Source organism: Zhihengliuella sp., from assembly GCF_031178195.1.
Classification (GTDB): domain Bacteria; phylum Actinomycetota; class Actinomycetes; order Actinomycetales; family Micrococcaceae; genus Zhihengliuella.
In genome coordinates, this window is record NZ_JAPSJL010000001.1 from 80,231 (window position 1) to 93,571 (window position 13,341).

The 13,341-nt window shown below is 72.6% G+C and carries 8 protein-coding genes; 6 read left to right on the top strand and 2 right to left on the bottom strand.

What is annotated here, in order from left to right; all coding sequences use genetic code 11:
* Positions 1 to 16: 16 nt before the first annotated feature.
* The gene (locus tag RIN46_RS00340; RefSeq protein WP_309080776.1) at positions 17 to 1,114 is read right to left on the bottom strand and encodes an FUSC family protein; all 1,098 of its coding nucleotides are present in this window, start codon (positions 1,112 to 1,114) and stop codon (positions 17 to 19) included.
* A gap of 41 nt (positions 1,115 to 1,155) precedes the next feature.
* Between RIN46_RS00340 and tgt the strand changes: the two genes are divergently transcribed.
* The 3 genes from tgt (at position 1,156) to RIN46_RS00355 (ending at position 6,034) form a co-directional block, all read left to right on the top strand.
* On the top strand, positions 1,156 to 2,487 hold the full coding sequence (gene tgt, locus RIN46_RS00345) for a tRNA guanosine(34) transglycosylase Tgt (RefSeq protein ID WP_309080775.1): 1,332 nt from the start codon (positions 1,156 to 1,158) through the stop codon (positions 2,485 to 2,487).
* Positions 2,488 to 2,898: 411 nt separating this feature from the next.
* Positions 2,899 to 5,520, top strand: a complete 2,622-nt coding sequence (locus RIN46_RS00350) for a phosphoenolpyruvate carboxylase (RefSeq protein ID WP_309080845.1) — start codon at positions 2,899 to 2,901, stop codon at positions 5,518 to 5,520.
* A gap of 259 nt (positions 5,521 to 5,779) precedes the next feature.
* Positions 5,780 to 6,034 carry a hypothetical protein gene (locus RIN46_RS00355; protein WP_309080774.1) on the top strand — a complete coding sequence of 85 codons (255 nt, stop codon included), beginning with the start codon at positions 5,780 to 5,782 and terminating at the stop codon, positions 6,032 to 6,034.
* Positions 6,035 to 6,069: 35 nt separating this feature from the next.
* Here the strand turns inward: RIN46_RS00355 and RIN46_RS00360 are convergent, their stop codons facing one another.
* Entirely contained in the window at positions 6,070 to 6,768 is a 699-nt protein-coding gene (locus RIN46_RS00360; RefSeq protein ID WP_309080773.1) for a queuosine precursor transporter, read from the bottom strand.
* Between the two features lie 158 nt (positions 6,769 to 6,926).
* On the opposite strand from RIN46_RS00360, the gene RIN46_RS00365 reads away from it, so the two are divergent.
* The 3 genes from RIN46_RS00365 to RIN46_RS00375 all read left to right on the top strand — a co-directional run bounded on the left by RIN46_RS00365 (position 6,927) and on the right by RIN46_RS00375 (position 13,334).
* A complete protein-coding gene (locus RIN46_RS00365) occupies positions 6,927 to 8,945 on the top strand; it encodes a penicillin-binding transpeptidase domain-containing protein (protein WP_309080772.1) in 2,019 nt (672 codons plus the stop codon).
* 135 nt (positions 8,946 to 9,080) lie between these two features.
* Positions 9,081 to 9,896 (top strand): hydroxymethylpyrimidine/phosphomethylpyrimidine kinase, encoded by an 816-nt coding sequence (locus RIN46_RS00370; RefSeq protein ID WP_309080771.1) that lies wholly within the window; start codon positions 9,081 to 9,083, stop codon positions 9,894 to 9,896.
* 153 nt (positions 9,897 to 10,049) lie between these two features.
* Positions 10,050 to 13,334, top strand: a complete 3,285-nt coding sequence (locus RIN46_RS00375) for a S8 family serine peptidase (protein ID WP_309080770.1) — start codon at positions 10,050 to 10,052, stop codon at positions 13,332 to 13,334.
* Positions 13,335 to 13,341: the final 7 nt, after the last annotated feature.

Sequence of the window (13,341 nt, forward strand, 5' to 3'; positions counted from 1 at the left end):
GATCCGCACGCGATCCCTATCGGCGCCGGGTCCGTGCGCGGCCGCGGGCCCTGCCGAGCAGCCGCGGCGCGACCACCACCGCCAGACCGACGGCGGAGCCGATGACGGTCTCGACCAGCCGGTCGTACAGCAGCGCGGTGTCCAGGCCGTGGGTCAGCGAGATGCCCAGGATCGCCAGCGGCGTCACGAACGCCTGCGCGAAGAAGTAGTTGCGGAGGATGAACATCTCCGCGGCGAACTGCAGCAGCCCCATCAGCAGCAGCGTGGCCACCGGGTGGGGGCTCAGCGCCGCGATCCCGGCCGTCAGCAGCAGTCCGGCGAGCGTCCCGGCCACACGGTGCACACCGCGGGCGACGCGCTGCCGCGTGGACTGCCCCACCAGGGGCACGACGGCGGCGACCATCGCCCAGTAGCTGAACTCGGTCCCCAGCACCGGCATCAAGAGGGTCGCGACGATGCCGGCGCCGGCCGGCGCGACGAAGTAGCCCACCGCGTCCCGCCACACCCGCCGACGCGCCTCAGGGTCCAGCGGGGCCTGCTGGACCGGCCGCCACGGCGTGCGCCGGTGCGGCAGCAGCCGGCCGGCCTGCCCGAGCAGCAGCGAGAGCAGCACGGTCAGGCCGGCGGTGAGCATCCCCTCGCCGATCGGCAGCGGCGCCGCGGCCCCGGCCGGCAGCGAGGAGATCGCCGCGAACGCGAAGACCTGGAAGAGCGATCCGGCGGGCCGGATCCGGTTCAGCCCGGCGATGACCGACGTGATCACGGACACCACGGACGTCAGCCCGACGGCGACCCAGATGCCCGCCCTCTGCCCGTGCAGCTGCGAGACGGGCTCGACCAGATACCACCCCGCCAGGGCCGCCGCGAGGATGAGGAGCAGCATGTAGGCGCCCACCTGCCCCTGGCGCACCAGGCGCGGCCGGTGCCCCACCACCCGGCCGTAGATCCCCGTGAAGGCGGCGAACACGACGAACAGGGAGAGGTCTAGGCGGTCCAGCTGGAGCAGCACGAACAGCGGCAGGAAGATGCCCAGCCCGCAGCGCAGCCCGAGCCAGTGGTCCTCCCGCGCGGGACCGAGGCGGAAGAGCTGGCGCCAGTGCAGGGGATCGCTCATGCCTCCCTTTCTACCCGCATCGATGCGGCAGACTTGGAGGCATGACCGTGCCAGAGACCTCCGTGACCGACTCCGCTGCCGCCCCCGCCACCCGGGCGGCCGCGCCCGCGTCCGCCCCGGACGTGCCGCCGTCGCACCCCCGGCAGTCCGAGTTCGGCTTCACGGTGGGCACCCGGCTGCCGAACGGCCGCGGCCGCACCGGCGTCATCCGCACCCCGCACGGCGAGATCGCCACCCCCGCGTTCGTCGTCGTGGGCACCAAGGCGACCGTCAAGGCGGTCACGCCGGAGGCCGTCTCGGACCTCGGCGGACAGGCCGTGCTGGCCAACGCGTACCACCTGTACCTGCAGCCGGGCGCCGACGTCGTCGACGCCGCCGGCGGCCTCGGACGGTTCATGAACTGGTCCGGCCCCACGTTCACCGACTCCGGCGGCTTCCAGGTGATGAGCCTGGGCTCCGGGTTCAAGAAGGTGATCGACATGAAGGCCGCCGACTCCTCCGGAGGGGACGACGCCGTCGCGCCCGGCAAGGAGCGCCTGGCCAACGTGGACGACGACGGCGTCTGGTTCAAGTCCCACCTCAACGGCGACGTCCACCGGTTCACACCCGAGGTGTCGATGGGCGTCCAGCACCAGCTCGGGGCGGACATCATGTTCGCGTTCGACGAGCTGACCACGCTGCACAACTCGCGCGGCTACCAGGTGGAGTCCCTCGAGCGCACGCGCCGGTGGGCGGAGCGGTGCATCCGCGAGCACTTCCGGCTCACCGACGCCCGCGTGGGCAAGGACTACCAGGCCCTGTTCGGCGTCATCCAGGGTGCCCAGTACGAGGACCTGCGGCGCACGGCGTGCCGCGACCTCGGCGCGATGCCGTTCGACGGGTACGGCATCGGCGGCGCGCTGGAGAAGGAGAACCTCGGGACGATCATCGGCTGGTGCGCCGAGGAGCTGCCCGAGGACCGGCCCCGGCACCTGCTGGGCATCTCCGAGCCCGACGACGTCTTCACAGCCATCGAGAACGGCGCCGACACGTTCGACTGCGTCTCCCCCACGCGGGTGGCGCGCAACTCGGCCTTCTACACCCCGCACGGCCGGTTCAACCTCTCCGGCCGGCGCTACCGGACCGACTTCACCCCGCTGCAGGAGGGCTGCGACTGCTACACGTGCACCCACTACACCCGCGCCTACATCCACCACCTCTTCAAGGCCAAGGAGATGCTCAGCCACACCCTCATCTCCATCCACAACGAGCGGTTCGTGGTGGGCCTGGTGGACGCCGCGCGCCAGGCGATCGAGGACGGGACGTTCGACGAGCTCAAGGAGCGCGTCCTCGCGGACTACTACGCCGGCACGGGCGACCCGCAGGGGCTGTAGCCGGCCCGCCGGCGGCGGGGCCGGACCGCCCGCGGGCCACGCCGGGAGCCCGCCGACGGACGCCGCGGACCGGTGCGCCCGGCACTGCGCCGGGGCCGCCGTCGCACCGTTCTATGACGCCGCCGACAGGCGGGATCCGCGCCACGTTGGTACCGTGTGAGCCATCTGACGTGACGACGGGGTCGCGTGAAGTCCGACTGCCGCGGCGATCCCGCGGCGTGATCGAGGAGATTCATGCCCCACGAGAGAACACTTCACAGCGCCCGGAACCAGGCCGCGCAGGAGCCCCGGAACGGGGCCGCGGACGACGTCGTGATCGGCGCGGCGGACGGTACCGCGGACGGTGCCGCGGACGGTGCGACGGCGGAGGCCGCGGCCCGCGCGGTCGCCTCCCACGAGATCCCCGAGGCGATGCGCCACGACGTCGGCCTGCTCGTCGGCTTGCTGGGCCAGGTGCTCACCGAGTACGGCGCCGACGGTCTGCTCGACGACGTCGAGCGGCTCCGCGGCCTGACCATCGAGGCGCTCGGCGATCCCGACGGCGAGGCCCTGCGGTCCGCCGAGGAGCTCGTCGAGTCCTTCACCACCGAGCGGGCCGAGGAGGTCGCCCGGGCCTTCACCTGCTACTTCCTGCTGGCCAACCTCGCCGAGGAGCAGCAGCGGATCCGCGCGCTGCGGGCCCGCGACGGGCAGGTCCCGCTGGAGGAGCAGGAGCCCTCCGAGTCGGTGGCCGCGGCCTTCACGCACCTGGCCGGCGAGGTCGGCCGGGACGAGGCCGAGCGCCGGCTGCGCGAGCTCCGCTTCCACCCGGTGCTCACGGCGCATCCCACCGAGGCACGCCGCAACGCGGTCTCCGCGTCCATCCGCCGGATCGGCGACCTCCTGGACGAGCGCAACGACCCGCGACTCGGGGCCGGTGCCCGCGACCGGACCACGCGCCGGCTGCTCGCCGAGATCGACAATCTCTGGCGCACCGCGCAGCTGCGCGTGGCCAGCCCCTCCCCGCTGGACGAGGTCCGCAACGCCCTGGCCGTCTTCGACTCGTCCTTCTCCAGCGTCTTCGCCGCGGCCTACCGCCGCATGGACGACTGGCTCCAGGGCGAGGCACGCGGCACCCGGCCGCCCCTGGCGCCGTCGTTCATCCGGCTGGGGTCCTGGATCGGCGGCGATCGCGACGGCAACCCGAACGTGACGGCCCAGGTCACGCGCGCCGCCGTCGGGCAGGCCGCCGACCGGGTGCTCGCCGAGCTCGCCGAGCGCACCCGCCGCGTCGGCACGGCCCTGACGCCGGACGAGCGGTTCGCGACGGCCTCCGCCGAGCTGACGGCCCTGTGGAACCGGCAGCGCCAGCTCTCCGACGAGCTCACCGACGCCGCGGCCGCGCACTCCCCCAACGAGCCGCACCGGCAGGTGCTGCTGGCCGTGGCCGGCAGGCTGGACGCGACCCGGGCCCGCGACGCCGACCTGTCCTACGCGCGCCCGGACGAGCTCCTCGCCGACCTCGCCGTGGTGCAGGACTCGCTCGCCGCGGCCGGGGACGTCCGCGCCGCGTACGGTGAGCTGCAGGAGCTGATCTGGCAGGTGGAGACGTTCGGCTTCCACCTGGCCGAGCTGGAGGTTCGCCAGCACTCCAAGGTCCACTCGCAGACCCTGCAGTGGCTCGCGGACCCGGAGTCGGTGGAGCGGATGGCCGTCCCGGGCGAGGAGGTGCTGGAGACGTTCCGCGCGATCGCCGCCGTCCAGCAGCGCTACGGCGTGGACGCCGCCCGTCGGTACATCGTCTCCTTCACGACGTCGGCCCAGAACCTCGCCGATGTCTACACGCTGGCCGAGCACGCGCTCGGATCCGCCGAGGACGCCCCGGTCCTGGACGTGGTCCCGCTGTTCGAGACCTACCAGGACCTGCAGAACGCACCGCGGATCCTCGAGGAGATGCTGGAGATCCCGGCCGTGCAGCGCCGGCTCGAGGCGACGGGGCGCCGGCTGGAGATCATGCTCGGCTACTCGGACTCCGCCAAGGACGTGGGGCCGGTGGCCGCGACGCTGGCACTGTACGAGGCGCAGGAGAGGATCGCCGCCTGGGCGCAGCGGCACGGCATCCTCCTCACCCAGTTCCACGGCCGCGGCGGCGCCCTGGGCCGCGGCGGCGGACCGGCCAACCGGGCGATCCTCGCCCAGCCCCCGCACTCGGTGGACCTGCGGTTCAAGGTCACCGAGCAGGGCGAGGTCATCTCGGCGCGCTACGGCCACCCGGAGATCGCGCTGCGGCACATCGAGCAGGTCGCCGCGGCCACGCTGATGGCCTCGGCGCCGTCGACCGAGCAGCGCAACGCGCGTGCCGCGGAGCGCTTCGCCGATCTGGCCGCGCGCATGGACGCCGTCTCGCGGGAGCGGTTCGACGGGCTCGTCGGCGCCGACGGCTTCGCGCCCTGGTTCGCGCAGGTCACGCCGCAGGACGAGGTGGGCCTGCTGGCCATCGGCTCGCGCCCGGCCAAGCGCGGTCTCTCCGTGGAGTCGCTCGAGGACCTGCGTGCCATCCCGTGGAACTTCGCGTGGAGTCAGGCCCGCATCAACCTGACCGGCTGGTACGGCCTGGGCTCGGCACTGGAGGCCGTCGGGGACACGGACCTGCTGCGCTCCGCGTACGCGGAGTGGCCGCTGTTCCGCGCACTGATCGACAACATCGAGATGTCGCTGGCGAAGACGGACCGGCGCATCGCCGAGCGCTACCTCGCGCTCGGCGACCGCGACGATCTCGCCGCCCTGGTGCTGGAGGAGCTGGACCTGACCACCAAGTGGGTCCTGGCGATCACAGAGCAGGACCGGCTGCTGCAGGACCACCGCGTCCTCGGCCGCGCCGTCGAGTTGCGCAACCCCTATGTCGACGCGCTCTCGCTGCTGCAGCTGCGGGCGCTGCGCACCCTGCGCTCGGAGGACGCCGGGAGTCTGGACGACGCCGAGCTCGACGACCAGCGCGACCTGCTCCTGCTGACGCTCAAGGGCGTCGCGGCCGGCCTGCAGAACACCGGATAGGCGGGCGTCGGGAGACCCACGGCCGGCCGCGCCGACCGCCGACCCGGCCGGGCTCTCCCGGACCGGGCTCTCCCGGGCCAGGCTCGCCCGGTCCGCGCCCTCGGCGCACGACGACGGCGGCACCCGCGTGGGTGCCGCCGTCGTCGTCCGTCCGCCCGTCCCGCCCCCGGGACCGCCCGTGCCACAGAGCCAGAGAGCCGCGGTTCAGCGGCGCCGCGTGCTTTCACCGTCGCCCCCGCCGTTGGTTAGAGTCGGAAGCATGGAGCCCCTCGCGCGTCGACCGCTGCTGCCGGAGACGCTGCGCGGACGCCTGACGCTGTGGCTGATGCTCTCCACCGCCGTGCTGGTCCTGGGCTACTGCGGCTCGCTCCTGCTGCCGGAGGAGCTGCCCGCTCCCGACGCCGGCAGCGCGTTCAAGGTTCTCTTCACGACGCTTCCGCTCCTGTACGGTCGCGGCGGACTGCAGAGCGGCCGTCCCCGCGCCGACGGCCCCCGCGGCCAGCAAGCCGACTGAGCGCCGCGGCCTGAGCGCTTCCTCGGCGCCGGAGGTCAGGCCGCGTAGGTGGGCTCGCGGCGCTTGAACCAGGCGATCACGGCGGAGGTGACCGGGACGAGGATGACCTCCACGGCCGTCTTGTAGAGGAATCCGACCACCACGTAGTTCACGAAGGTGCCCGCGTCCGTGATGCCGATGACCCCAGCGGCGATGGAGCAGAAGATCAAGGTGTCGGCGAACTCGCCGACACCCGTGGAGCCGATGAGCCGGGCGACGAGTCCACGCTCCCCGAAGCGCTCCTTCATCCGCACCAACACCCACGAGTTGAGCGTCTGGCCGGCGGCGAAGCCGAGCAGCGACGCGGCCACGATCTGCCACACCGGGCCCAGCGTCGCGGCGAGCGCCTCCTGCCCCTCGTACCACTCGGCGCCGGGCAGGGCGATGATGACCCAGAAGCACAGGCTGGTGAAGGCGGAGAGCGCGAAGGTTGTGACGATCGCCCGGCGCGCGGCCTTGAACCCGTACACCTCGGATACCACGTCGCCGAGGATGTAGGCCATCGGGAAGAGGAAGAAGCCGCCGTCGGTGACGATCGGCCCGAAGGTCACGCCCTTGGTGGCGCCGATGTTGGACAGGACGACGACGACCGCCATCAGCGCGAGCACGGTGGCGAAGTAGGGGCTGCCGGCCGAGGCGAACGCCGCGTGGGCGGTGCGCTGGGGCGCAGTGGAGCGAGGAGTGGCTGAGGCCATGAGGTGAGTGTCCCGTTTCTTAAGTGGTTCGCCTGGCGCCCCGGGCGATGTCCGCCGGCGCCGGCTGTATTAGCACTTGCCCCGCAATTCTCCCACGCACCGCCCCTCCTTAAGCCCCGCTGATTGCGCAACCCCGTCCCGGCCAACATAATGGCGCCATGCGTCCACTCCTCCGCGGCCTCGGCCTCGTCTCTGTCCTGAGCCTCGCCGGGGCGTCCCTGGCCGCGTGCAGTCCGGCGCCGCCGGATCCCCGTCCGGCCGCCGAGGCGCTGGTGGAGGCCCTCGACGCCGGCGATCTTTCGGCCGTGCCGATGACGGGGGTCGAGCCTGCCGCGGCGACCGAGACCCTGACGACGGCGTACGGATCGCTGGAGGCGGTGGACCGCGACCACTCGCTCGTCTCCGTCGCCGTCGACGAGGACTCCGCCGAGGGCGACGGCCCTGCCACGGCGACGGGTACGATCCGCACCGTCTGGGACATGGACGAGACCGACAACGACTTCACCTACGAGACCCGGGCCACGTGGGAGCTCGACGAGGAGTCCGACCGGTGGCAGCTGCGCTTCGATCCCGCACTGCTGGCGCCAGACCTCGCCGCGGGAGAGTCGCTCGCTGTCTCCTACGAACCGGCCCCGCGCGGGGAGATCCTCGGTGCCGGCGGCGACGTCCTCGTGACCGAGCGGCCCGTGGTCCGGGTGGGCATCGACAAGACCCGCGCCGAGGCCGACACGTGGGAGTCGTCGGCCCGGGCGCTGGCCGAGCTGGTCGGCGTCGACCCGGACGCGTACGCCGAGCGGGTAGCGGCCGCCGGCGAGCGCGCCTGGGTCGAGGCGATCGTGCTGCGCGACGACGAGACGCGGACGGCCACCGACGCCGAGATCGCGGCCATCCCGGGCGCCGCCGCCAACCCGGACACCCTGCCGCTGGCCCCGACCCGCACCTTCGCCCGCCCCCTGCTCGGTTCCGTGGGCCAGGCGACGGCGGAGATCATCGAGGCGTCCGACGGCCGCGTCAGCGCCGGGGACCAGGTGGGCCTCTCCGGTCTGCAGTCGGCCTACGACGCCACACTCGCCGGGACCGCCGGACTGACGGTCTCCCGCTACTCCGCGGAGGGAGAGCCGGTCGCCGAGCTCTTCTCGGCCGAGCCCGCCCCCGGAGCGGATGTGGAGACCACGCTCGACCGGGACCTCCAGGCCCTCGCCGACTCGCTGATCGCCGACTCCGCCTCGCCGGCCTCCATCGTCGCCGTCCGCCCGTCCGACGGCGCTGTCCTCGCCGCCGCCTCCGGCCCCGAGGACAACGGCTACAACACCGCCCTACTGGGCCGGTACGCGCCAGGCTCCACCTTCAAGGTGGTCACCGCCCTCGCGATGCTGCGCGACGGCGCCACCCCGGAGACCGAGGTCCAGTGCCCCGAGACCATCACGGTCGACGGCCGGTCCTTCAAGAACTACGACGGCTACCCGGAGTCCTCCCTCGGGACCATCACCCTGGCGGAGGCGCTCGCCCAGTCCTGCAACACGGTCTTCATCCAGGCCGCCGGCGATCTCGGCGCACCGGCCCTCGCCGAGGCCGCCGCCGCCCTCGGCCTGACGGCGGAGGCCGCCACGGGGCTGGAGGCCTTCCTCGGCTCGGTCGCCGCCGACTCCACGGGCACGGAGCTGGGCGCCAACGGGATCGGCCAGGGCGTCGTCCAGTCGTCCCCGCTGGGCATGGCGACGGTCATGGCCTCGGTCGTCGCCGGCGGCACCGTCCAGCCGCGGCTGGTCGTCGATCCGGCGCCCGAGGGCGCCGCGTCGGCAACGGGATCGCCGGCGGAGTCGACCCCGCCATCGGAGTCGGACTCGTCGTCGGCGTCGGACTCGTCGTCGTCTGCGGCGCCGGCCGAGTCCGCGCTGACCGACGAGGAGGCCGGGACGCTCGCGGCGATGATGGCGGGGACGGTGGAGCGCGGCACACTGACCGACCTGCAGTCGGTCCCGGGGGCGGCTGTGATCGGCAAGAGCGGCACGGCCGAGTACGACGCCGAGCAGAACGCGCACGCCTGGGTGATCGCGGCGCAGGAGGACCTCGCCGTCGTCGCCTTCGTCGAGGACGGACAGGGCGGCTCGCAGACGGCCGGGCCCCTGGTGCGCGACTTCCTCACGGGCGCGCGGGAAGCCTCGGCGGCCGAGTAACCAGCCGCCGCGTCGCCAGCAGGCCGATGGGTCGCAGGCAGCCTCGGACCAAGGTGGCAACCTGCACAGCCCGGTCCCGGGAGGAGGGCGCTTCGCGCGAATGCAGGACCGGGCCCCGCCCCTAAAATGGGGGCCATGACTTCCACCGACTACGCCACGGCCCCCGCCGTCACGCTGACCATCGCCGGTTCCGAGGCGACGGGCGGCGCCGGCGCGCAGGCCGACCTGAAGACCTTCCAGCAGCTGGGGACCTACGGCATCGTGGCCCTGACCTGCATCGTCTCCTTCGATCCGAAGGAGAACTGGAACCACCGGTTCGTCCCGGTGGAGCCGCAGGTCATCGCTGACCAGTTGGAAGCCGTGCAGGAGTGCTACCGCGGCCGGCTGGACACCGTGAAGCTGGGCATGATGGGCTCCCCGGCCACGATCGGCACCGTCGCCGACGCCCTGAAGGGCCAGGACTGGCGGCACGTCGTCCTGGACCCGGTGCTGATCTGCAAGGGCCAGGAGCCGGGCCACGCGCTCGACACCGACGAGGCGCTCAAGGCGGAGCTGCTCCCCCTGGCCACGTTCGTCACGCCGAATCACTTCGAGGCCGAGCAGCTCTCCGGACTGAGCATCCGGGACGAGGACGGCCTTGCCGCCGCGGCCAAGCGCATCCACGAGCTCTCCGGGGCGGCGGTCCTCGCGAAGGGCGGCGTCCGCCTCGCCGGCGGGGACGCCGTCGACGTCTTCTACGACGGCGAGACGCTGGAGGTCCTCCGCGCGCCGAAGATCGGCGAGGTCGCCGTCTCCGGGGCCGGATGCTCCCTGGCTGCAGCCATCACCGCCGAGCTGGCCAAGGGTGCGACGCCGCTGGAGGCCGCCCGCACCGCCAAGGCCTTCGTCACCCGTGGCATCGAGCGTCGCGTGGAGTCCAACGCGCCGTTCGACGCTCTCTGGCAGGGCTGAGACACCCCTCCTCGCACCGTAAATATCAAAGAAGTCCTTGACAAGTGATCGAGGTCACCTAGGCTGGCTCGCGGAGGCCGCCCGTGCATCACGCCCGGATCGGCCTCCCGCGCCGCCTCACGACGTGCGCGAATCCTGAATCCAAGGAGCAGCATGTCCCACTCGCACCGTTCCCGCCGGGCCGCCCGCGGCCTGTCGCGGGCCGTGGCCACCTCCGCGGGCCTCGCGCTCGCGGTGACCATGGCCTCGCCGGCCCAGGCGACGCCGTCGGACCCGCCCGCGGATGCCATCTCCGGCACCTCGCTGAAGGGCCACGACGCCGCACTGTCGCCGTCGCTCGCCCGCGCCGAGGGAGAGGTCTCGGTCTTCGTCCAGTTCGCAGGCGAAGGCGCCTACGAGCAGACGCAGCCCGAGGCCGTCCTGAAGCGCCACGGCAAGCCGGTCGACAAGTCGGCCAAGGTCAAGGAGATCCGCAAGAACATCAAGGCCCAGGGCAAGGCCGCCGCGAAGGCTGCCAAGGCCGAGGTCATCTACACGACCACGAACACGCTCCCCGGCGTCGCGCTCCGCGGGGACGCGGAGCAGCTCCGCGCCCTCGCCGAACGCGACGACGTCGTGAAGGTCAGCGCCATCACCCCGAAGACGCCCAGCAACGCGGGCGCCGTCGTCGACACCCGCACCCTGAACGCGTGGCAGGACCTCGGCGCGACGGGCGAGGACACCACGATCGCGGTGCTCGACACCGGCGTCGACTACACGCACGCCGGGTTCGGCGGCCCCGGCACCCGCGAGGCCTACGAGCAGGCACAGGCCTCCACCGAGCTCCCGGGCCCGGACTCCGGGCTGCTGGACCCCGCGAAGTTCATCGGGGGCTGGGACCTGACCGGCGACGACTACAACGCGAACCCGAGCGCCGACAGCTACCAGCCGATCCCCCACCCCGACCCCAACCCGCTGGACTGCGCGTCCGCCGGCCACGGCTCCCATGTCGCCGGCAGCGCCGCCGGCTACGGGGTGAACGCGGACGGGACCACGTTCCGCGGCGACTACTCCTCGCTCACCGAGGCCCAGGTCGCCGAGCTGAAGGTCGGCCCCGGCACGGCCCCGCTGGCCCAGGTGGTCGGCATCCGCGTCTTCGGCTGCGAGGGCTCCTCCGCCGTCGTCGGACAGGCCCTCGACTACGTGCTGGATCCCAACGGCGACGGCGACTTCTCCGACCGTGCCGACGTCGTGAACATGTCGCTCGGCTCCGACCACTCGCCGGTCGACGACCCCGAGAACGACATCGTCGACGCCCTCTCCGAGGTCGGCATCCTCTCCGTGGTCGCCTCCGGCAACGCCGGCGACGTGACCAACGTGGGCGGCTCCCCGGGCAACGCGGCGTCGGCGCTGACCGTGGCGAACAGCGTCGGCTCGACCGTCACGCTCGACGGTGCCGAGGTGCTCGCCCCGGCCGATGTCGCCGGCCGCGCCGCCGGCCAGTACTCGCGGAACTTCGACTACCAGACGGCCACCGAGGAGCAGCTCACCGGCGAGGTCGTCATGGCGCCCGCGGACAACGCGTTCGGCTGCGACCCGTGGCCGGCCGGCACCGATCTGGGCGGCAAGTGGGTCTGGATCCAGTGGGAGGAGGACGGGTCCTTCCCGTGCGGCTCCGCCCAGCGCTTCAACAACATCGAGGCCGCCGGCGGCGCCGGCGTCGTCCTCGACTCCCCGCGACTGGTGTTCGACGCCGGAATCGCCGGCAACGCGACCATCCCGGGCATCCAGCTGAACCAGACCTTCTCGGAGAAGCTGCGCCCGGCCGCCGAGGCCGGGACGCTGCAGATCCGCCTGGACGCCGAGTGGATCGGCTCCACCAAGGCGGAGTCCGGCGCCCTGGACACGCTCAACGCGAGCTCCTCGCGAGGCATCCACGGCAGCGACGGCACGGTCAAGCCGGACGTCGCGGCCCCGGGCACCTCCATCGGCTCGGTGGGCGTCGCGACCGGCAGCGGCCAGGCCGTCATGACCGGCACCTCGATGGCGACCCCGCACGTGGCCGGCCTCGCCGCGCTGCTCTACGGCGCGGACGACTACACGCCGTACCAGGTCAAGTCGATGCTCATGAACACCGCGACGGCGGACCTCGAGACCGCCGAGGGCGAGGTCTATGGGCCGAACCGCGTGGGCGCCGGCCGCGTGGTCGCCGACGCCGCGCTGCAGACCCCGGCCCTGGCCTACGCCACCGACGCCCCGGAGCGCACCTCGCTGGTCTTCGGCGTGATCGAGCTGGGCACCGAGGCCTACACGGCGACGAAGTCCGTGACCGTGCAGAACCTCTCGGACGTCGAACGCACCTACGCCCTCTCCTACGAGGCGGCGACGGAGATCCCGGGTGCCGCCTACTCGCTGAGCGCTGACAGCGTCACCGTTCCCGCTGGCGGAACCGCCACGCTCGACGTCACCCTGACGATCGACCCGGCACAGTTCGCCAAGACCATGGACCCGACCATGGACGCCACCCAGCAGGGCCTGGCCCGCCAGTGGCTGGCCGACGCCACGGGCCGTGTCGAGCTCCGCGCGGACTCCGTCCCGACCCTGCGCGTCCCCGTGCAGGCGGCCCCCAAGCCGGTCGCGGCGATGGAGGCGGCGAAGAAGTCCAAGGTCCGCGACGGCGAGGCCTCGATCCAGCTCTCCGGCCGCGGCGTCGACCAGGGCGAGGGCTCCGAGAGCATCACCTCGCTCGTCTCGCCCTTCGAGCTCGGCGCGAGCTCCGGCGACCAGCAGGACTCGACGACGCCGGGCGCGAACCAGATGGACCTGTCCTTCGTGGGCGCCAACTCGGACGCCTCCGAGGTCGGCGCGGCCGACGGCGTGCTGAGCATCGGCGTCGCGACCCACGACCAGTGGGCGCATCTGGCCGGCGGCATCGAGATCAACGCCGAGTTCGACGTCGACCTCGATGGCACCGCGGACTTCTACACAGTCACCACGCGCTACGACGACATCGATCTGGACGTGGCGGCGACCTTCGACGCCGAATCCGGCGAGAACGTCGACGTCTGGCCGGTCAACCTGGCCCAGGGCGAAACGGACACGAACCTGTTCGACTCCAACGTGGCCAGCCTGCCGGTATCGCTCGCCGCGCTCGGGGTGACCGAGGACCAGCAGATCAACTACCGCGTCGCCACGTACAGCGTCTACTACACGGACGACGACGGCCGCTCCATCCCCGTCGACGCCACCGACTGGATCGGCTACAACCCGGTCTCCCCGGAGGTCTCCTTCGGTGGACTGCTCTTCGCGGACCTGCCCCAGAGCACCCTCGAGGCGACCGTGGCCACCAGCCCGGCCGGCCAGAACGGCAAGGGCAAGCCCAAGCCTGAAGCCGAGGCGCTGCTGCTGCATCACCACAACGCCCTCGACGCGCGCGCCGAGGTGGTGGAGTTCAAGTAACCCAATG